Source organism: Phragmitibacter flavus, assembly GCF_005780165.1.
Taxonomy (GTDB): Bacteria; Verrucomicrobiota; Verrucomicrobiia; order Verrucomicrobiales; family Verrucomicrobiaceae; genus Phragmitibacter; species Phragmitibacter flavus.
This window is the reverse complement of the sequence record NZ_VAUV01000002.1, coordinates 99,677-118,021: the sequence shown is the minus strand read 5'-3', so window position 1 is coordinate 118,021 and position 18,345 is coordinate 99,677. Positions and strand designations below refer to the sequence as shown.

At 55.5% G+C, this 18,345-nt stretch carries 18 protein-coding genes; 10 read left to right on the top strand and 8 right to left on the bottom strand.

Annotation, left to right across the window (positions count from 1 at the left end; genetic code table 11):
* Nucleotides 1-141: 141 nt before the first annotated feature.
* From FEM03_RS02455 to rpsO, 4 genes are all read right to left on the bottom strand, one after another.
* Entirely contained in the window at nucleotides 142-1,218 is a 1,077-nt protein-coding gene (locus FEM03_RS02455) for a hypothetical protein (protein WP_138084594.1), read from the bottom strand.
* Nucleotides 1,219-1,461: 243 nt separating this feature from the next.
* Nucleotides 1,462-2,760, bottom strand: a complete 1,299-nt coding sequence (locus FEM03_RS02450) for a DMP19 family protein (RefSeq protein WP_138084593.1) — start codon at nucleotides 2,758-2,760, stop codon at nucleotides 1,462-1,464.
* A 188-nt stretch (nucleotides 2,761-2,948) separates the two neighbouring features.
* Complete coding sequence (locus tag FEM03_RS02445) at nucleotides 2,949-5,096, bottom strand: polyribonucleotide nucleotidyltransferase (protein WP_138084592.1); 2,148 nt, start codon at nucleotides 5,094-5,096, stop codon at nucleotides 2,949-2,951.
* A gap of 290 nt (nucleotides 5,097-5,386) precedes the next feature.
* Nucleotides 5,387-5,647 (bottom strand): 30S ribosomal protein S15, encoded by a 261-nt coding sequence (gene rpsO, locus FEM03_RS02440; RefSeq protein WP_138084591.1) that lies wholly within the window; start codon nucleotides 5,645-5,647, stop codon nucleotides 5,387-5,389.
* Between the two features lie 236 nt (nucleotides 5,648-5,883).
* Between rpsO and FEM03_RS02435 the strand changes: the two genes are divergently transcribed.
* The 6 genes from FEM03_RS02435 to FEM03_RS02410 all read left to right on the top strand — a co-directional run bounded on the left by FEM03_RS02435 (nucleotide 5,884) and on the right by FEM03_RS02410 (nucleotide 11,787).
* A complete protein-coding gene (locus FEM03_RS02435; protein ID WP_166442560.1) occupies nucleotides 5,884-9,144 on the top strand; it encodes a PAS domain-containing hybrid sensor histidine kinase/response regulator in 3,261 nt (1,086 codons plus the stop codon).
* A 197-nt stretch (nucleotides 9,145-9,341) separates the two neighbouring features.
* Nucleotides 9,342-9,698, top strand: coding sequence for a hypothetical protein (locus FEM03_RS02430; protein ID WP_138084589.1), 357 nt, complete (start codon nucleotides 9,342-9,344; stop codon nucleotides 9,696-9,698).
* Nucleotides 9,699-9,737: 39 nt separating this feature from the next.
* Nucleotides 9,738-9,956 carry a hypothetical protein gene (locus FEM03_RS02425; protein WP_138084588.1) on the top strand — a complete coding sequence of 73 codons (219 nt, stop codon included), beginning with the start codon at nucleotides 9,738-9,740 and terminating at the stop codon, nucleotides 9,954-9,956.
* Complete coding sequence (locus FEM03_RS02420; protein WP_138084587.1) at nucleotides 9,949-10,134, top strand: CsbD family protein; 186 nt, start codon at nucleotides 9,949-9,951, stop codon at nucleotides 10,132-10,134. The genes FEM03_RS02425 and FEM03_RS02420 overlap by 8 nt, the downstream gene beginning before the upstream one ends.
* A gap of 188 nt (nucleotides 10,135-10,322) precedes the next feature.
* Nucleotides 10,323-11,000 (top strand): response regulator transcription factor, encoded by a 678-nt coding sequence (locus FEM03_RS02415; RefSeq protein WP_138084586.1) that lies wholly within the window; start codon nucleotides 10,323-10,325, stop codon nucleotides 10,998-11,000.
* Between the two features lie 178 nt (nucleotides 11,001-11,178).
* Nucleotides 11,179-11,787 (top strand): RNA polymerase sigma factor, encoded by a 609-nt coding sequence (locus FEM03_RS02410; protein WP_138084585.1) that lies wholly within the window; start codon nucleotides 11,179-11,181, stop codon nucleotides 11,785-11,787.
* Nucleotides 11,788-11,796: 9 nt separating this feature from the next.
* Here FEM03_RS02410 and FEM03_RS24245 read toward each other — a convergent pair whose 3' ends face one another.
* Nucleotides 11,797-11,970, bottom strand: coding sequence for a hypothetical protein (locus tag FEM03_RS24245; protein WP_166442559.1), 174 nt, complete (start codon nucleotides 11,968-11,970; stop codon nucleotides 11,797-11,799).
* 192 nt (nucleotides 11,971-12,162) lie between these two features.
* Between FEM03_RS24245 and FEM03_RS02405 the strand changes: the two genes are divergently transcribed.
* Both FEM03_RS02405 and FEM03_RS02400 read left to right on the top strand, forming a co-directional pair.
* Nucleotides 12,163-12,426: a hypothetical protein gene (locus FEM03_RS02405; protein WP_138084584.1), complete on the top strand. Its 264-nt coding sequence runs from the start codon at nucleotides 12,163-12,165 to the stop codon at nucleotides 12,424-12,426.
* A gap of 69 nt (nucleotides 12,427-12,495) precedes the next feature.
* Nucleotides 12,496-12,933 carry a response regulator gene (locus FEM03_RS02400; protein WP_138084583.1) on the top strand — a complete coding sequence of 146 codons (438 nt, stop codon included), beginning with the start codon at nucleotides 12,496-12,498 and terminating at the stop codon, nucleotides 12,931-12,933.
* Between the two features lie 8 nt (nucleotides 12,934-12,941).
* Here the strand turns inward: FEM03_RS02400 and FEM03_RS02395 are convergent, their stop codons facing one another.
* Complete coding sequence (locus tag FEM03_RS02395; protein WP_138084582.1) at nucleotides 12,942-14,066, bottom strand: hybrid sensor histidine kinase/response regulator; 1,125 nt, start codon at nucleotides 14,064-14,066, stop codon at nucleotides 12,942-12,944.
* Between the two features lie 279 nt (nucleotides 14,067-14,345).
* Between FEM03_RS02395 and FEM03_RS02390 the strand changes: the two genes are divergently transcribed.
* Nucleotides 14,346-15,593 (top strand): MgtC/SapB family protein, encoded by a 1,248-nt coding sequence (locus FEM03_RS02390; RefSeq protein WP_138084581.1) that lies wholly within the window; start codon nucleotides 14,346-14,348, stop codon nucleotides 15,591-15,593.
* A gap of 15 nt (nucleotides 15,594-15,608) precedes the next feature.
* On the opposite strand, the gene FEM03_RS02385 is transcribed toward FEM03_RS02390, so the two are convergent.
* Complete coding sequence (locus FEM03_RS02385; protein WP_138084580.1) at nucleotides 15,609-16,505, bottom strand: GH25 family lysozyme; 897 nt, start codon at nucleotides 16,503-16,505, stop codon at nucleotides 15,609-15,611.
* A gap of 56 nt (nucleotides 16,506-16,561) precedes the next feature.
* Nucleotides 16,562-17,740, bottom strand: a complete 1,179-nt coding sequence (locus tag FEM03_RS02380; protein WP_166442558.1) for an SH3 domain-containing protein — start codon at nucleotides 17,738-17,740, stop codon at nucleotides 16,562-16,564.
* A gap of 126 nt (nucleotides 17,741-17,866) precedes the next feature.
* Here FEM03_RS02380 and FEM03_RS02375 point away from each other — a divergent pair, with 126 nt between their 5' ends.
* Nucleotides 17,867-18,286 (top strand): exosortase system-associated protein, TIGR04073 family, encoded by a 420-nt coding sequence (locus FEM03_RS02375; protein WP_138084578.1) that lies wholly within the window; start codon nucleotides 17,867-17,869, stop codon nucleotides 18,284-18,286.
* The last annotated feature ends 59 nt before the right edge of the window (nucleotides 18,287-18,345 follow it).

Sequence of the window (18,345 nt, the reverse complement as noted above, 5' to 3'; positions counted from 1 at the left end):
TTCAATGATGGATCATGGGGCACAGTGTTTGGGCATGAAAACGGCAGGTCGCCTCGCGGCTACCGGACTAGACACCCTGTGCCGGGCTGTAATTTGGCATCCTGCGGGAACGCGGTCACTCACGTTCTCCGCAATGGAGCTTTACCTCAATGACACATCGCTATCGCCTCCCAGCTTTACCCCGCTGAAAGAATACGTGCTCACCGTATCCCAGGCGATCTGCTGGAGCAACCCATTGAGCTCCTTCGCCTCTGGCATTTGCCGGATCGATGCCGGCACTGGCAGTCCAACAGGACTGAGTTGATGAATCGCGGCGAAATGACAATACGAAACCAGCAACGCCAGCGTCGGTGCTGGATGACCATGATCATCCCTGAACAATTCGCTCTGCAATTTTAGTCCCGGCGCCTCTCCACGCGCGATCCGTTCTCTCAAACGCAACACCGCCTCGCCAACGGGCACGACAAAGACGGTGGGTTTGCCAATCGACTCATTGAGCGAAGCCACCTGTTCCTCCAACGCCACCATCCAGTTTTGATTCTGCGAATCGCGCATCTGCTGCAGCTGCTCCTGCGTCACCCGATCCCGTTGACTGTTCACAAAATCGGCATTATTGCCGTCACGCGGCACCCAGGAGGCCTGAACCAGCACCCGCAATTCGGGATTTTTCTCGAGACCCAGCTTGGTGTAGTTGTTGATGCCTTCATCGGGCATCAACAAGTTGGGAGACAGCATCAACACATCCACCAACCCCTCGCGCAGAGACATTTTTGCCTGGTTCTTGTCGTCGGGAAGATTCCAATGCTGAACCACCTGGGAACCGCCGATCATTTGACTGCCCGCATCAAGATACGGGATGCCAGCTGATTTTGATATGGCCGGCAACATGCCCGCCGTGAAGATCATGTAACTGTGTCCGCAAACAAACACCCGGATGCCTTTTGCGCCCGGAATAAACGACGGTGGTTGCGACCGACTGCCGCCGCCACCCATCGCAGCCTGGAGTTTCGCCCTGACTTCAGGATGTTTTTCAAGATAGGCCATCCCCTCGTTAATCGAGAGCACTCCATCTTTGTTGGTGTCGGAGTCAGGGTATAATTTTAAAGCTTGAGCGAGACGCTTTTCGATCGCAGCCTGCCGGGGATTGACTTCTCCAAACAGCGACCACCCTCCGACCAGCAGAAAGGTGGGGAGAAGAACGTAGAGGCATTTTTTCATGACAAGATCAGTTGGAAACAGAAGGCATGACGATTGGAACTCCCAACGTCAACTGCGTTCAATTGGAGAAGTTATGGATTGGAAGATGAATGGTAACGGAACGACAGAAGAGACCGGGGCAAGCGAGCGCATTTTCACAATAAAAGGCAGATCTCGCGCGGGTCGTTTGATCCAATCCGCGATCGTCTATTTCATTCAGCGTCTCTCCTGAAAAAGACTCGGAGTGCAGGAGATCAATGGATGTTACGGCGATTGGACTGGGTTGCTTGCAATCACATGCTTAAGAACCTCCACATGTTTCAACGCAAATTTCGATAGTGCCCATTTCGTGCAGAATTTAATTTCGATTTCTCGGTCTTTAGTTTTTTCTTCATATGCCGCTTTTAACTCGTCTTCTTGATCCCAAAAACTTGGAGTCATCGACATCATTTGCTGGTTGCGGCGTTCTCGATCTTTTGAAGGGCCGCCGATTCCAAATGGCCGGCACATGAAGTCGAGCCATTCCACGTTCCATGGTTCGCCGATTTCCGCATACCCTTTTCTGACCCAAAGCAAATAGTTTCCCGATGGACCGCCGAAAGCTTGCGCTATACCACCATAAAAATGAGCCGCTTCAAAGAAGGTTACGGAGAAAAACACTTTCGCAGACTCGGGTAACTCATCGAACCTCTTCGCATCATCTTCGTATTCACACAATACTTGATAAAGCTTCGTGAAACCGCATGCAGCAAGCACCACTTCACTGTAAGCCTCGCTAAGGCCGGGCGATTGTTGAACCAGTTGCTCAGTCATTTCCAATGCCCGCTGCGGTTGATGAAAAGCCAGCGCATGAATGGCTTCTTTTAGCCCATTTCGATCACGGTAATATGAATCATACTTGTTGCCCTTCTCAATCCAGTGAGTGATCAAACTCTCCACAAAATTTAACGGGATCGAAAGGCACTCCTTGTTAAAAAAGTGTAAAACAGCACGAACATGACGCGCATCAGGAAAAAGGTATTTGTCATTCACCAAAGTCTCTCTAGCAAGTTTTTCATCCATGCAAACCAGCAAGCCAATTGCCGAATCTAGATCTGGAAGTTGATCATTTCCAATCCAAGGGATGACAGATGGAGCCAGAGCTTTGCGGAATTCTTGATTCGCTTGATTCAAGTTACAGGCATAAAAAACGCCCGCGAGCGCTAACTTGCCGTTTTCCTTGTCTTCCAACACCTGCTTTACCAGCGGAATCACTAATGTTGATCCAGTCCTGCCCAATTCCATCGCTAGTTCAGCCCTCACGAATGGACTGATTTGGTCGGAATTTTCGATTAGAAATGCCAAGTCGTGTTTACCCCGCTCCGTCTCCAACCAGCGCATGTGCGCTAAAGTCGAAGCATTATCTCCATTATCAAGGACTTCACGTTCATCAAATCCCGCGAGAATCTCCCGGAGCCGGATTGATGGGGTTTCAGCGAAAGTCAGACACGTTAGCCATATCGAAGTGGCGCTCACAAGAGCCACTCCGATACATCGAAATTTTGCTGCGAGAACGTTAAGCATCGTTTGATTCAATGTCCTGAAGAAAAAATACACAGATCCATAATCCTAGTAAATGTCTTTCTTGAATCCACAAAGAATGACCTGACGTGCCCAAAGCCAGTCGCTGAATTACGGACTAATAAAAAACGCGCCCAGGTTACTGGACGCGTCTCTCAGTGAAGAGGTGCGAACCTCTTGCGTGCGATGGTTTATTCAGCAGCCACTGGCTCAAGATCAGGAGCGGCGGCGGCGTCTTTTTCTTTCAAAACGGCTCTGCGGCTCATTTTCACGCGGCCTTTGTCGTCAACACCAACGCACTTGGCGGTAACGATGTCGCCGACCTTGACGACGTCTTCAACGGCCTGCACTCGGTATTCGGCAAGCTCGCTGATGTGGATGAGGCCGTCCTTCTTGCCACCGAGGGACATGAAGGCACCAAAGTTGGTGGTGCTGACCACACGACCCGTGTAGTTCTTGCCAACTTCGATTTCACCGACGGTGTTGTTGACGAGTTCAAGTGCACGCTCAAGAGCTTCTTTCGAGGAAGCGTAGATGAGGATGGTGCCGTCGTCGTTGATGGTGATGTCAGCGCCAGATTCCGCCTGGATGGCTTTGATGTTTTTGCCGCCAGGTCCGATGAGTTCACCGATCTTGTCAGGGTTGATCTTGGTCTTCTCGATGCGGGGAGCAAACTCGCTGAGAGCCGCTGGAGCATTGATGGCTTCGTTCATCACTTTGAGGATGTCGGTGCGACCAACCTTGGCCTTGTGAATGGCTTCAACGAGGATGTTGAATGGCAGGCCGGGAAGCTTGAGGTCAAGCTGGTAACCAGTGACGCCGAGTTCGGTGCCGCAAAGTTTGAAGTCCATGTCGCCGAAGTGATCTTCGCTGCCGAGGATATCCAGCATGGTCAGGTAACGGCTCATCTGATCGTTCGAATCGAACTCGGAGACAAGACCAACGCTGATGCCAGCAACCGGGCGCTTGAGAGGCACACCAGCATCGAGCAATGCCATGACACCGGAACAAACCGAGGCCATCGAGGTGGAACCGTTGGATTCCATCACTTCGCTGCTGACGCGCATGGCGTAAGGGAAGTCTTCAGCGGAAGGAATGACTGGAGCAACGGAACGCTCAGCAAGCGCACCATGACCGATTTCGCGACGGTTCTGACCGCCAAAACGACCGCACTCACCGACCGAAAACGGAGGGAAGTTGTAATGAAGGATGAAACGTTTGGAATCAACACCACCTGCGTAGGTGTCCATGTCCTGGGCCTCGTCGAGCGGAGCCAGGGTGGCAAGCGCCACGGCCTGAGTTTCGCCACGGGAGAACAAAGCGGAACCGTGGGAACGTGGGATGAGGCCGACTTCGCCGGTCAATACACGCAACTGGTCGATGCCACGACCGTCGCAACGGTTTTGTTTGTCGAGGATGCTGATGCGGAAGGCTTTTTTCTGCATGTAATCAAACGCCTGGCCGATTTCAAAACCGCCGGCTTCAGGGAAACGCGCTTTGATGGCGGCTTCCACTTCGTCACGCAATGCGCCAACGGCTTTGTTGCGTTCGACTTTGCTGGGACGATAAAGAGCGTCTTCAATACGGCTGCCGGCCACTTCGTAAGCCACTTCGAGGAGTTCGTCATTGACGACCATCAGAGCGACTTCGCGTTTTGGTTTGTTGACCAATGCGGCGAGTTGTTCTTGAACGGCGACGAGCACCTGAACCTGCTCCTGGGCGAATTCGAGGGCCTTGATGAAATCTTCTTCAGGAAGTTCTTCAGCAGCACCTTCGATCATGATGACGTCGGTTTTGTTGCCGACATAAACGAGGTCGAGGTCACTCACTTCACGTTGAACGTGGGTCGGGTTGACGACGAATTGACCGTTGACACGGCCAACGCGAACGGCACCGATCGGGCCTGCGAAGGGAATGTCGGACACGCAAAGGGCGGCGGAAGCACCGTTCATCGCAAGGATGTCGGAGTCATTTTCGCCGTCGGCGCTCATGAGGATCGCAACGATTTGGGTTTCGTAAAAATAACCTTTAGGGAACAACGGACGCAATGGGCGGTCCGTCATGCGGCAGGTGAGAATTTCTTTCTCGGTAGGGCGGCCTTCACGCTTGAAGAAACCACCAGGGAAGCGACCGGCGGCGGCGGCTTTTTCTTTGTATTCAACGGAGAGCGGGAAGAAATCGAGACCTTCTTTGATTTTGGTCGCGGAAACGGCGGTCACGATAACGATGGTGTCACCCATGCGGACGGTCACAGCGCCGTCTGCGAGTTTGGCGAGCTTGCCAGTTTCGATCGTGATGTCACCGCCAGGAAGCGATGCAGTAATGGTATGAATGGACATAAGTTAAAGAAATGAAATGAAATGAGTTGGCGTTTGCTTTGGCTTTTGATTGGGTCGCGTTAGGGCAACCGCTTTGGCTTTGGATAGACTGGGCCGGGATTTAGAATGATCCGGGTCCGGTGTTTTGAAGGCAGGAAATCATGTTCCTGCATGGAACCGTGAGAAATTCGTCTTCAAATCCGGGCAAGCCAAAGGTGGCGCAGATCATCAAGACCGGCGACCCGTGACTACCACATCCGAAGTGAAAAACGAAAGGCGAGACTTCGCGAGTCTCGCCTTTTCAAAATTCTCTAGCGGCGCAGTTTGAGCCCTTTAAGCAGGCTCTGATAGCGGCTTTCCTCAGTGTTTTTGAGGTAGTCGAGCAGCTTGCGACGACGTGCGACCATGCGCAACAGACCACGACGGGAGGAGTTGTCCTTGTCGTTGGTGCTGAGGTGCTTGGTCAGGTGCGTGATGCGGGCGGTGAGGCGTGCGACTTGCACGTCCGCACTGCCGGTGTCCTTCTCATGAAGTTGGAAGGACTGGGGTTCAGTGGTTGCGTTTTCGCTCATAGTATTGATTTTTGCCGCCTACCTGACGGCGAGGTTCCATATTAAGGGGCCGGTAATCAAGCATGCCGACCGTCAGTTGCAAGCGAAAATTGCCTTGGTTGGACCTGGAATTCGTGGTTAAGCCTCCCCCGAATCGTTGCGATGACGAAATTTTCCCAACACGGGCACGTTGGCATCTGTTCCCATCCGTATTGTCATTCGGTTTCGGATTCCCTACAGTCATTTTGAAATTCCACATGAGCCTTGAAGAAAAGCCACCAGAAGGACATGAGCACGAGGACGCTTCCATGCTTCTCAAACACCTCAAGGCAAGCGAGGAGAAGTTCCGCACCGCCTTCGACCAGTCGATCATGGGCATGGTGCTCTCCGATGAAAATGGGGTGGTCCTGAGTGCTAACGCGGCCTTCTGCCGGATCGTCGGCCGCACGGAGGCGGAGGTGGTCGGACGGAATTCGGAGCACATGACGCATCCCGATGACCAGCTTCAAAACGTGGAACAGCTGACACGAATCAAGGCGGGACAGCAATCCAGCACCACGTTTCAAAAGCGCTACGTGCTCAAGGACGGCCGCATCGTTTGGACCCAGATCAATGTCTCCTCCCTCCCCCGCGTTGAAGGGGAGGAAGGGGCTTTGGTAGTGACCATTGAGGACATCACCGCCCAAGTGCAGGCTCGCAAGGCCCTCCAGGAAAGCGAGCAGCACCTGCGACTGATCCTCGAAAGTGTGCGCGACTACGCCATCATGACGGTGGATGTCGAAGGCCGGGTGACCGAATGGAACTCGGGATCCCAGCGTGTGTTTGGTTACTCGGCGGCAGAAATTCTCGGCAAAGACTCCACCGTGCTGTGGACCCCCGAAGACCAGGCCGCCGGTGCCCCCGCGCGGGAAAGACAGCATGCCCTCAATCACGACGGCTGGGAGGGCGAACGCTGGTTGCAGCGCAAGGATGGTTCACGCTTCTTCGCCAGCGGCCGATTACGCCCGATGAGAGATGAACAGGGCCATCTGATCGGTTTTTCCAAAGTATGTCAAGACATCACCCAGCAGCATGAATCGGTGGTCGAGCTTGCCAAAGCACGGGCCAAAATCGCCGAAACCTTGGAATCCGAACGTCAACGCCTGGCTGACATCTTCAAACGATCCCCATCATTCATGGCGGTGCTGCTCGGCCCCAATCATGTCTTCGACATGGCCAATGATGAGTATTACCAGGTGGTGGGCCATCGGGAACTCATCGGCAAGCCGATCCGCGAAGCCATGCCCGAGATCGAGGGCCAGGGCTTTTTCGAATTGCTCGACCACGTTTTCAGCAGCGGCGAAACCTTTCACGCCACCGATGTTCCGATTGTCCTGCAGCGCACTTCAGATGCCCCGCCAGAAAAACGCTTCGTGGATTTTGTCTATCTCGCCACCCGCGATGCCGAAGATCAAATTACCGGCGTTTTTGTGCATGGGGTTGACCAAACCCATCGTCGCACCGCCGAGCAGGCACTGACGGTGGTTGCCGAACAACGTCGGGTCGCGCTGGATGCCGCCGGCATGGGCTGGTGGAATCTCAACGTCATCACCGGCGAGGTGCATTGGGATGACCAGGTCAAACGCATCCTCGGACTCGACGCCAACACCATTGAACTCGATGCCGTTCTTGAAGTGATCGAGCCGGTGGACCGCGAAACCATCCGCGAGTCGATCAGGGCGTCCTTGAACGTGGATGATCCACAACCTTACTCGGTCGAATACCGCGTCCGCCACTCCGACGGCAGTGTGCATTGGGTGCAATCTAGAGGACGCGCCTATTTTGCCTCCGAACCCACCCGTCATGCCACCACTCTGGTCGGCACCGCCGTGGACATTACCGAGATCAAACTGGCCCAGGACACGCTGCGTGAAAGCGAAGCGCGCTTTCGTCAAATGGCCGATGCCATGCCGCAAATTGTATTCATGGCGCAGCCCGACGGCCATGTCGATTACTTCAACGCCAAGTGGTATGACTACACCGGCTTCGACGCCTACACCGACACCGGCATTGAACACTGGCGGCATGCCCACAATGAGGACGGCTTCAATCGCGCCTCCATCGCGTGGCCAGAATCCATTCGCACTGGCAACCCCTACGAGATCGAATACCAACTGCGCCGTCAAGACGGGGAGTTCCGCTGGCACCTGGGTCGCGCACTGCCGATCCGCAATGAAAAGGGCGAGGTCATCCGCTGGTTCGGCACCAACACCGACATCCACGACTACAAACAACTCCAGCAGGAAAACGAACATCTGCTTCTCTCCGAACGCTCCGCCCGCGAAGAAGCTGAGCGAGCCAACCGCATCAAGGACGAATTCCTCGCCACCCTTTCCCACGAGCTGCGCACGCCGCTGAGTGCCATTCTTGGCTGGTGCACCATTCTCAGCAACGAACCCGATCCGGAAGACTACGCCAACGGACTGGAAATCATCGAACGCAACGCCCGCGCCCAGGCACAGATCATCGACGACCTGCTCGACATGAGCGCCATCATCTCCGGCAAGGTGCGGCTCAACGTCCAAAGCACCGATCTCGCCCCCGTGGTGCGCACCGCCGTGGAAACCCTGCGTCCAACCGCCGATGCCAAAGGCGTGCGCCTGCAGAGTGTCCTCGATCCCCTCGCCCGACCCGTCAGCGGCGACCCCAACCGCCTTCAACAAATCTTCTGGAACCTGCTCTCCAATGCCATCAAATTCACTCCAAAGGGTGGGCGGGTGCAAGTGCTGCTTGAGCGCGTCAACTCGCACCTTGAAGTGAGCATCAGTGATACCGGCGAAGGCATCGCCCCCGACTTTCTGCCCCTCGTCTTTGATCGATTCCGTCAGGCCGATGCCTCCATCACGCGACGCCACGGTGGTCTCGGCCTCGGACTCGCGATCGTCAAACAACTGGTCGAACTGCACGGCGGATCCGTGCGGGTGAAAAGCGTTGGACTCGGCTTCGGTTCCACCTTCACCGTCTCTCTTCCACTCACGGCGGTGCATACCGATCCTCCTCCCAATGAAACCCGGCGACATCCGCAGACCGGTAGCGGAACCGGGGCCGCTCCAGCGATCCCCGCCAGCGTGTTGAATCTCGAAAACGTCAAGGTGCTGGTGGTTGATGACGAAACCGATGCCCGCGCCTTGATCTGTCGTTTTCTCAAGGACCAGAAAGCCTTGGTGTCGATGGCAGGCTCAGTCAACGAGGCCATGGCCATCTTGGAGACCATCGTTCCCGACGTCCTCATCAGTGACATCGGCATGCCAGGCGAGGACGGCTACTCGCTCATCCGCCGCGTGCGCGTCCTTCCCGTTGAAAAGGGAGGAGCCGTCCCCGCCATTGCCCTCACCGCCTACGCACGATCCGAAGATCGCATGCGCGCCATCGTCGCCGGTTTCCAGATGCACATCGCCAAACCCGCCGAAGCCGCCGAGCTTCTCGCCATGGTGGCCAGTCTGGCCGGCAGAATGCAGCCCGGCGAAACACCCAAGTAAGCCGCTTTGTTTCGTTGTGGCACGAACTGCACAACCAAATCATCCAAAGCGCCGTAGAGCCGCGCACTCCAAAAGTTGCGGTTCTGACATTGACAACCTCAGGTGAAAATGCCGAAAACCCGCCGAACTCCTCAGCAAAATTCGTGCATACACACGCACAGTGCCCCGCTGCCCCGATTCATGGGAAAGGACAACCCATGAAAAACGCGCCTCCCAAAAACACTCCCGACATCGATCCCGTCAGCGCAGATTCCACCTCCGCCGATCCTGTCGATGAAATCGTCGAAGACCTCACGCAGCAGGACGTGCTGCCGAGTGTATCGGGCAGTCTTGACGAGCCGGAAGAGCCCATCGTCGGCGGCATTGATGAAACGGGGCGCTGGGACGAACCCATTGGCGAACGCGGCCATCGCGCCCATCGCAACCCGCTGGATGACGAAACCAATTATGCCGAACTGCTCGTGAATGACGGTCTGGATGAAGCAGATGAAGAACTTCGCGACCTGGATGAGGACGATGAAGCGGAAGAAAGTGACGGGGCAAACGTCTCCTGAGTCGTCTTCAACATCAACCAAGTGATCGAGACCACTGCCATGCCCACCGTATTCCGCCTGCTTCCCACTGATCGCCCCTCCGCATCAGTCAGACTGCTCCTGCGCCTGATGGAAAAAATTTTACCCTCCCCGCAACTGGCACCGCTGCCGGTCAGCAATCATTTGCGAGTCCGGGTCTCTGCCCAGGAGCAATCCCAAACTTTCAAACCCCCTCTTGAACAAACCCTACCAACACTAACCAATAAAAAACATGACTAAACTATCCTTGAAAGGCAACTGGAACGAAGTGAAGGGCAAACTGAAACAACAGTATGGCCAGCTAACCGATGACGATCTCACCTTCGAAGAAGGCAAGGAGGACGAACTTCTTGGACGCATGCAAAAGCGTCTTGGCAAAAGCAAAGAAGAGCTCCGCGAATTCATCGAACGCATTTGATTTCGCGACTCCGTTAAGCTAAAACCCAGCGTCCCCGGTCCAAACCCGCGGGCGTTTTCGCTTGACAAAAATGCTGATCTCCACTGCTCAGCGATTGAATTTAAACTGGCAAATTGCTTCCGCCAGAGCCATCTTTGGCATTCACGCGTCGCTCGACTTTTCAACGAGAACTCATTTCATCTCTTTTTATGATCTCGGCATCTGGCGCACATGATTCTGTTTCTAAGAGGATCCTAATTGTAGACGATCATCCTGTGTTTCGCAAAGGACTCGCTGCGGTGATTCAGGAGCAACCCGACCTGCGGGTTTGCGGCGAAGCGGAGAGTTCCCAAACCGCACTGGAGGCGATGCGCAATCTTCAACCCGACATCGCTCTGCTCGACATTTCCCTGCCCGGCACCAATGGCATTGAGCTGACCAAGATGTTTCTCGCCGAGAATCCAAGAATCATCATTCTCATCCTTTCCATGCATGACGAATCCGTCTACGCCATGCGCGCTCTGCGTGCCGGAGCCAGCGGTTATGTGATGAAGGCCGAAGCACTGACGCACGTCGTCACCGCCCTTCGTAAAGTCATCAACAAAGGCATCTACGTGAGCTCGCGACTGAGTGAAAGCCTCATCTACAAGGCGGTGCTGGACAAAGACGGATTGAATGCAAACCCGATCGACAAACTGTCGGATCGCGAAATGGAAGTTTTTCAATGGATGGGCCGCGGGTATGGCACCAAGGAAATCGCCAAAGCCCTCAATTTGAGCGCCAAGACCATCGAAACCCACCGTGTGCATATCAAGGAAAAGCTGGGCTTCTATGATGCCCGTGAGCTTTCCCGCTTCGCCATCGAATGGAACACCCAGCAAAGTTAGTCTGCCCCGCTTAAATTTCCCTTGGATACAACCGCTTGTGTCATCAACGGCGAATGTTTGTGAGCACATCGCAGCCACCGCGTGGATGAACATCAGGGATATGCCGGATGCGTCGCCGGGAATCATTCCTGATTGGCCAGCGTCTCCCAACCGCTAGGCTCCCGCATCCGCCTAGCTGATGAATTCCGCCTACCTCCCCAACGACACCCTCTTTCCACTCGACGAATCCCTCATCGAAGCCGTGGTTGAAGATCAATCCGAAGCCGCCCTCACCAGTCTCTACCGGCGCTATCGACACGTGCTCCGCAGTGTCATCATTCGGGTCATGCGCGACGAGGCCGATGCCGATGACGTCTTGCAAGACGTTTTTCTCCAGGTTTGGAATCGCGCTGAGAGCTACACGCCGGAAAAGGGTCGCCTGCTCGGCTGGCTGATCGTCGTCGCCCGGCGACGCGCCCTCGACCGCCTCCGTCAGAAGTGCGCCTACAACCGCGCACGTGATCGATTCGAATTCGAATACCGCATCCCTGTGGTTGAACAATCCCCCAACTGTGGAGTCGACCAGCAACTTTGCGAAGATGATCTCCGCAATCTGCTCGGCAACCTGCTTCAACGACTTCCCCCGCACCAGGAACAGGTCGTTCAAATGACCTACTTCAAAGGCATGAGCCAGCGTCAAATCGCCGCAGCTCTTGAATTGCCGCTTGGAACCGTCAAGACCCGGATTGAACTTGGCATGCGCAAACTGGCCAACAGCCTCCGCCCGCTTCGATTCAAGATCGCCTGATTGCTCCAGTCAGTCGTCCGCAGGAACCTCCTTCACCTCCGGCGCGGTCGTCTGCATTTCGGTGAAGGCCTTTTCCCTGTCGGTATCCGTAATCTCGGTGCGACCATCCCTTTTTGCCACTTCCGCGGCACGAACATCCACAGGGTCCGTCTTGTTTTCACTTGGGGTTGTGTCTTCGTTCATGAGCTGATTCCTTTTCAATGAAATCGCATCCCCTTGTGTTGTTGGGGGTATCTTCCAACCCCGCCGATTCGAAACACATCCGATTCCGCATCTCGGGGCGATCCTAAAGTGGAGTTGTAGTTGTGCAGCGCCATTTTTCCCGCATTTAGTATGCAGTCCCCGTAACGAGCCTCCGACCTTCCATCTCCTTCCATGAACCCTGCCACTGAGACATCACTGGAACACGCCGAACGCGTTCAGATCAAGGATCTCGTCCGCCACCATGTTCATGATCTTCGCAACTGCATCAACTGCGCGAACATGGAGGCTTCCCTTCTCGGCGATTCCGTCACTGATCCCGACATGCTGGAATCCCTGGCCAGCATCCGTCAGCAAATGATGGACATGGACAAACTCGCCAGCAGCTTCGCCAAAAACTTTGCCCATTATCCAGATCCCGAAGATCCAACGGATTGAAATCTTCCCCATGCTGGCTGATGGACACGCCCCCCTTTCCTATCAACGGACTAGCACCCCGCACGCACCATGCCTTCCTCTTCAAAACCAACCGCCGCCGTTTCCAAACCCATTCGAATTGCCGCCCTTGACGACCACTCCATCATCCGCGCCATCATCCGCACCATTGCTGAGGATGCGCCTGACATGGAGCTCGCCTGGTCAGCCCACAGCATTGCCGATGCCCGTGAAAAACTAGCATCAGATGTTCCCGATCTGGTCCTCGTCGATGTCACCCTTCCCGACGGAGAAGGTTATGAGTTCATCGAGGAAGCGTTAAAACAACATCCCCACGTGCCCATGCTGGTCATTTCCATGCACCATGAGGAGCGTTATGCCCGGCGCGCCCATGCCGCCGGTGCCCGTGGATATGTCATGAAAAACATTTCTCCCCACGACCTTGTCCATCTCATTCAACGCGTCCTCAGAGGCGAGATGGTGTTCGACCCCGCTCTCGCCCTTCATTGAGCCGGGATTCAGCCTCTCCCCTTCTTCGCAATCGCGAAGCCAATCTTCACGACGGCACCTTCTTCAGCGCCGTTATCCAAGCTCAAGGTCGCACCCAAACGATCCGCCGCACGTTTCGCCGCCGCAAGGCCAATTCCCAGCGTAGGTTTCGCCTTCTTCTCGTTTGCCGTGGCAATTCCCCGGTTCAAGTAGGGATGAAACGTTTGCTCCAGATAAGATTCCGGGAATCCCGGACCAGTGTCGGTCACCGTCATCACCGCACGTCCGCCGTCGCGTGAAATCGACACCTTCACCCGACCATTCATCGGTGTGTAATTGATCGCGTTCTGCAGCGCCGCATCGACGATCTGCCTGGCCATAAAAGAACTGCCTTCCAGAGGAACTCCGCGCGCTGTATCCTTCAAGACAATTTCCAAAGGCTTCCGTTTTGCGGTCGCATACCAGCGCCCCATCATCCGGCTCAAGTCATCACTGGTGAACGCTTCTTCACGGGCTTCACCGTCGCCATTCTCGTCTCCGTCTACCGCCCGCAATTGCAAAAACGCCTCAATCGAAGCCAGCATGCGTTCCGCAGACGTCGCCTCCGTCGCAAGCACCGATGCTGTCACATCATCCAACTTCCCACAAAGCATCTTCATCTTGGAGGTTGTCAGCACGATCCGCTGCAATGGCTTGTGCCACTCATTTGCGATCAGTTTCAACACCTGGTTGCGCTCCATCAACTGCGCCGCATGACGCTGATGCGCCCGACGCAACTCCACGTGAGTCCGCACCCGGGCGAGCAATTCCTCCTTGTTGAAAGGCTTCGTCACATAGTCCACGCCACCAACCTTAAAACCGTTGCGAATCGAGCCCTGATGATCATCTCCCGATAAAAAAATCACCGGGATGTCATGCGTCGCCGCGTTTTTCTTGATCCGACCGCATAACTCAAAACCATTCATTTCCGGCATCATCACATCCAGCAAAATCAAATCCGGCGTCCTCTCCGACAGCCAGCGCAGCGCCGTGGCGGCGTCCGTGGCCGTCTCCACCTCAAACCCATCGCGACTTAGGGCCGTTTTCACCAAACCCAGATTGCTGGCCTGATCATCCACCACAAGCACCAGACCGTCAGATTCATTGGAAGACATAAGCAGGAAGAAATATAGGACAATTCAATTCGATTTCTTTCAATCTCCACCGCACCAAGCAAAGATTGGAAGCATGTCATCAATCGTGAATGGGGAACCACCAAACCCATTGATCAACACAGAGTCTGGATCGCACAAACCGTCACCGGCGGTTGTGCATTCCTGATCAAATTGATCAAAAAATTACCCTAAACCATCACCACAACCCCGACTACAAAATCCAAGCGTGCCATTGCCCTCAATTCCGAATCCATTCCAAGCACCCGCACCATACACAACATGGACCTTCTCGCCCTCCAACAACTTGCCGTCTCCATCGGTCTCGGTCTGCTTCTCGGACTTGAACGCGAACGCTCCGAAAGCTCCATCGCCGGCATCCGCACCTTCCCCTTCATTTCGCTGTTCGGCACCGTATGCGCCCAAATTGGCGTCGCTACTTCCAGCGAAGGTTGGATCATCAGCGCCGGACTTCTTGCCGTCACCGGCATCATCGTCTTCGCCAACTACGCCAAACTCAAGAACGGAGCCGATGATGTTGGCACCACCACCGAATTCGCCGCCTTGCTGCTCTATGCTTTGGGCGCGCTCATCGTGGTCGGCAACATGCTCGCCGCTCTCGTGGTCGCTGGTCTCGCCGTGGTCCTGTTGCACTTCAAAGCCGCCCTCCACCGCACGGTCGCTGCCGTGGGCGAACCTGACATGCGCGCCATCATGCAGTTCGTCTTGATCAGCATGGTCATCCTCCCAGTTCTGCCGAATCAAGACTACGGCCCCTATGAAGTGTGGAACCCCTTCAAGATCTGGCTGATGGTCGTATTCATCGTCGCCATCAGCCTCTGCGGTTATGTCGCCTACAAACTCTTCGGCACCCGTGCCGGTGTCCTCCTCGGTGGCATCATCGGCGGGGTCATTTCCAGCACCGCCACCACCGTCAGTTTCGCCCGCCGCTGTGCCAGCAGCGCCGCCCTCGCTCCGCTCGGTGTGCTGGTCATCATGATTGCCTCATGCATCTCCATGGTGCGGGTGTTGATCGAAATTGCCGTGGTCGCTCCAACCATTTTCCCCGCCACCGCCATCCCGCTCGGCGTCATGCTCGGATGGAGCACAGTTATTGCCACCTTCCTGTATTTTCAAAGTCGCAAAAGTCAGGGCGAGATGCCCGAACAAAAAAACCCCGCCGAATTCAAGTCCGCTTTTTTCTTTGGCCTTCTCTACGCCCTCGTGCTTCTTGGCGTCGCCGCCGCCAATGACTATTTCGGCTCCGCCGGACTCTATGTGGTCAGTATCATTTCCGGTCTCACCGACATGGACGCCATCACCTTGTCCACCGCCCAGATGGCCGCCAACAACCAAATTGACGCCCCACTGGCCTGGCGCGCCATCCTCGTCGCCACCATGTCCAACTTCGTCTTCAAGTTTGGCACTGTCTGCGTCCTTGGCTCTTCCGCCCTTATCTGGCGCACCGCCATCGCCTTTGGACTCGCCATTGCTGGCGGCCTGCTGATTTTGTTCGCCTGGCCTTCGTGAGTCCTGGGGTTCAATTCACCGCAATGGCAGCCCATGCCGCAGCCAAAAACTCTGCATCGCCGCATACGATCCATTGAAAACATTGCGTTCCAATGGCCGGTCCATGTTTCCGAAATACGGGCTGAACCGATACGGACCTGCGTTGTAAACCTTCGCCCGCGAACGTCCGCCCTGCCACTCCACCCCGCCATACTGCCAGATGGTCCACGTGGGCCAGACCCGATACTGCGCCACCAAACCCTGTGGATTCCCCGGTGCCGGATACTGCGGTCCCGCACCGCTTTCATGCGAATACAGCGCCAGCCAATACGGCATCCGACGCAACCTCGCCTTCGTGCCTGGATCCGCATTGCCCAGCAAATTTTTCAAATGGCTGCTGTTCTCCAAATACGCCACCGGCACCACCCCAGTGCGCTGCTCCACCCGGTCCATGAATCGCAAGATGTCCGACATCCGCGAGTTCGCATCAAAGTCACCACAAAGCAGCAACGACGACGCATTCCACGACCGGCTCCTTGCCAGCGACTGCGCCCGGTTCACAAACTGATCCGCCTGCGCCACCGCATCAACATGGTTCTGAAGCCGGTAATAAATCCCCGGCATCAATCCCACCCGGTCCGCCGCCGCCAGAAAGTTCGCACATTTCGTATCCAGATTTCCGCCCTTCCCGGCACGGGCAATCAACGCCGTTGCTCCATTTGCCCTCAGCGCCGACACATCATTCTCCGTATACCCCCGCCCCTCACGCTGCTTTTCCTTGGGATCATAAGCCGACACATTGATGATCTGCGGCATCCCACGTGGAACCATCGGAGCCCTCCCCGCCGTCGGCGCTTCCACCGAAGAAACCACGCCCACCGTGGCGCACTGGGACAATAGACAAACCGCGGGGAGAAGCAAAAGTCGTTTCATAAGAGAAGTGCCTCCATCATCCAGCCATCAAGCCATTCCTGCAAGACTGCTCGACCTCATTCCGCCAAAACTTCCACTCCCACCACGCTCGCGCCCTCTCCATCCACCTTCACCTTCAACTCATAGGTTCTCCCCAAGCCCGTGTTGCCAGGACCATCCGCATTCGGCTTCTCAAAATAGTCATGACGCTGCACCATCAGCACATCCCCGTCCCACCGCAGCGGCTCGATCCTCGAAAAAATTAACTTCGCCCCTTTTAATTGCTTGTCCCCGGCACGCCCCGGAAGCTCATCCAGGTCCAGTTCCACGTTTTCGAACATCACCCCACGAGCACGCTGAAACACCAGCAGGTTCCCGTGCTGCAATCCGTCATGCACAAACAAAGCCACCTTTTGTGAGTCTTCCGCCCACAACGCCCTGCCCTCTCTCGACACGCCCATGCCAATATCCAGGTCGCTGAAATCCGCCACCACCCCGCCCGTGGTCTTGTCCACAATCTGCGCCGTGTCCACCTTCACATTCTCACGCGCATCCCAATCACTGAACACCTTGCGGATCGCATACTTTCCATCCGGCGACGCCCACGCCACCCGTTCCTTGCCCAGCAACAATTTTGCCGTCTTTGGGAAATGACGCTGCGCATAACCAAACGGCTCAAAGGGCCACAACGCCACCTCGCTCATCCACTGCGACCGCACGTCCAGTTGATACTCAATCGACTGCTTCGCCAGGAACGCCGACAATTTCTCATCCCCCAACAAATGCACCACGCTGTTGATCATCGCCGCATGAATCTCACCCGCCGCCCCGTCCGTGTCATTCAACCCAAAATACCGCTTCATGCCCGCCGCATCCCCCTGTGCCGCCTTTCTCGCCAGGGCAAAGTAGTTCACCCCCTTCGACTTCCCATACAGCTCCATCTCGGACGCCACATCACCATCCTTCAAATCGTCCATCGTCGCATGAAACTTGATGCGGTCGTAATACATCCAGCCGGATTTTCCCGACCCCAATTCCACCCTCCACCACGGCGACCCCTCGGAATCCGTAAACTCAAACACCTCACCCGTCTTTACCTTGGCCACCACCTTCGATTTGCCGTCCTGTTCCGACCGCAAATTCACAAATCCATCCGGGTCCACCGCCACCCCCTCAAACTGCGCCAGTGCGTTCGAACCCACGAGGCCCATGCCAAGGCCAAGCACCACTGCCTTCAACCAATTTTGAATCTTCATGCCACCTTCATGTTCACGACGCGCGATTCTGTGACATCCCCCCGCCCTCAACATCAAACATTCTTCACAAACCCACTTTTCTCTCTTGCCAAAAGAGCGTCCCTTTGGTTTTCTTAACTCACTCTCATGAAAAATAAGATCATCCTCTCACTGATCGGTGTGCTCGCTCTGGGCAGCTTCGCCTATGCTGACATCCAGGCCCCGCCAAAAGCGCAGTGGAACTGGAGTCGTAAACTTTCCCGCAGCGTGGCCAACCTCGCTTATGGAGTCTCCGAAATCCCGCTTCATTGGCAAAAAGTTGAGAGAGTTGATGGCGCCAACGCCGCCGCTTCTTCCATGGTGATCGAAGGCACCGTCCGCACCGCCGTCCGTCTTGGCTACGGCGTGTTCGAATTCGTCACCTTCCCGGCTCCCGTTTATAAAGGTGGTTACCGTCCCCCTTACTACGTGAACGACCGCTTTGATACCTGGTATGGCTACCAAGAGTTTCCACCACAGGTCGGCTTTATGTCCCAGACCCGCTACAGCCGCGGCCAAAGCTGGTAATTCAGCCATCTACTTAATTTTTCAGAGAAGCCCGGTTTCAACCACCGGGCTTTTTTGTG

Bases quoted from the DNA above. Each gene is read 5' to 3' on its own strand.
- FEM03_RS02455 (WP_138084594.1), bottom strand. From the start codon at position 1,218: ATGAAAAAATGCCTCTACGTTCTTCTCCCCACCTTTCTGCTGGTCGGA.
- FEM03_RS02450 (WP_138084593.1), bottom strand. From the start codon at position 2,760: ATGCTTAACGTTCTCGCAGCAAAATTTCGATGTATCGGAGTGGCTCTT.
- FEM03_RS02445 (WP_138084592.1), bottom strand. From the start codon at position 5,096: ATGTCCATTCATACCATTACTGCATCGCTTCCTGGCGGTGACATCACG.
- rpsO (WP_138084591.1), bottom strand. From the start codon at position 5,647: ATGAGCGAAAACGCAACCACTGAACCCCAGTCCTTCCAACTTCATGAG.
- FEM03_RS02435 (WP_166442560.1), top strand. From the start codon at position 5,884: ATGAGCCTTGAAGAAAAGCCACCAGAAGGACATGAGCACGAGGACGCT.
- FEM03_RS02430 (WP_138084589.1), top strand. From the start codon at position 9,342: ATGAAAAACGCGCCTCCCAAAAACACTCCCGACATCGATCCCGTCAGC.
- FEM03_RS02425 (WP_138084588.1), top strand. From the start codon at position 9,738: ATGCCCACCGTATTCCGCCTGCTTCCCACTGATCGCCCCTCCGCATCA.
- FEM03_RS02420 (WP_138084587.1), top strand. From the start codon at position 9,949: ATGACTAAACTATCCTTGAAAGGCAACTGGAACGAAGTGAAGGGCAAA.
- FEM03_RS02415 (WP_138084586.1), top strand. From the start codon at position 10,323: ATGATCTCGGCATCTGGCGCACATGATTCTGTTTCTAAGAGGATCCTA.
- FEM03_RS02410 (WP_138084585.1), top strand. From the start codon at position 11,179: ATGAATTCCGCCTACCTCCCCAACGACACCCTCTTTCCACTCGACGAA.
- FEM03_RS24245 (WP_166442559.1), bottom strand. From the start codon at position 11,970: ATGAACGAAGACACAACCCCAAGTGAAAACAAGACGGACCCTGTGGAT.
- FEM03_RS02405 (WP_138084584.1), top strand. From the start codon at position 12,163: ATGAACCCTGCCACTGAGACATCACTGGAACACGCCGAACGCGTTCAG.
- FEM03_RS02400 (WP_138084583.1), top strand. From the start codon at position 12,496: ATGCCTTCCTCTTCAAAACCAACCGCCGCCGTTTCCAAACCCATTCGA.
- FEM03_RS02395 (WP_138084582.1), bottom strand. From the start codon at position 14,066: ATGTCTTCCAATGAATCTGACGGTCTGGTGCTTGTGGTGGATGATCAG.
- FEM03_RS02390 (WP_138084581.1), top strand. From the start codon at position 14,346: ATGGACCTTCTCGCCCTCCAACAACTTGCCGTCTCCATCGGTCTCGGT.
- FEM03_RS02385 (WP_138084580.1), bottom strand. From the start codon at position 16,505: ATGAAACGACTTTTGCTTCTCCCCGCGGTTTGTCTATTGTCCCAGTGC.
- FEM03_RS02380 (WP_166442558.1), bottom strand. From the start codon at position 17,740: ATGAAGATTCAAAATTGGTTGAAGGCAGTGGTGCTTGGCCTTGGCATG.
- FEM03_RS02375 (WP_138084578.1), top strand. From the start codon at position 17,867: ATGAAAAATAAGATCATCCTCTCACTGATCGGTGTGCTCGCTCTGGGC.